The organism is Streptococcus vestibularis ATCC 49124, assembly GCF_000188295.1.
In the GTDB taxonomy this organism is placed as follows: Bacteria; Bacillota; Bacilli; order Lactobacillales; family Streptococcaceae; genus Streptococcus; species Streptococcus vestibularis.
Window position 1 is genome coordinate 1 of sequence record NZ_GL831128.1, and the last position, 679, is coordinate 679.

Here is a 679-nt window from a genome sequence, read left to right on the forward strand (position 1 = left end):
GAGGCCTAAAGGCCTACCGAATGGTTTCCCTTCAGCACCACCTTTACTAGCTGACCCGTCTAGCGGGTCTCTTTAAGATTACTTTCTTTTATTCTTCTCACCTGTAAACGGATCATACTCCTCAAATAGACTTAGCTGATCTGCTATCACGTCTTCTTGTAAGTGATTACGAATATATTCTTCAATTCGCTTCTGATTTCGTCCAACCGTATCAACATAAAATCCTCGACACCAAAATTTGCGATTCCCATATTTATACTTTAAATTAGCGTGTCGATCAAATATCATTAAACTACTTTTGCCCTTTAAATATCCCATAAATGAGGAAATACTTAGTTTCGGTGGTATACTCACCAACATGTGAATATGATCTGGGCAAGCTTCTGCTTCATGAATTTCAACGCCTTTTCTTTCACATAATAAACGTAAGATTTGACCAATACTTGCTTTGTATTTTCCATAAATTATCTGACGTCGATATTTGGGTGCGAACACAATATGATACTTACAATTCCATGTAGTATGTGCTAAACTATTATTATCCTGTCTCATCAGGGGGCCTCCTTTTGTATATTAGTTAGTGGTTGGGAAACCTTATCTAATATAACACTTTAGGGGGACTTTTTTGATACATCGCTAAAAGCTTTTCGGAACCACTAGCATAGCTAGTGGTTTTCGT

General features: G+C 37.3%; 1 protein-coding gene. It reads right to left on the reverse strand.

The window, feature by feature from the left end:
- Positions 1 to 78: 78 nt before the first annotated feature.
- On the reverse strand, positions 79 to 552 hold the full coding sequence (gene tnpA / locus HMPREF9425_RS09055) for an IS200/IS605 family transposase (RefSeq protein ID WP_003093517.1): 474 nt from the start codon (positions 550 to 552) through the stop codon (positions 79 to 81).
- Positions 553 to 679 lie beyond the last annotated feature (127 nt).

What these genes read in the sequence shown, in the direction of transcription:
- tnpA (WP_003093517.1), bottom strand. Translation starts at nt 552, where the DNA reads ATGAGACAGGATAATAATAGTTTAGCACATACTACATGGAATTGTAAG.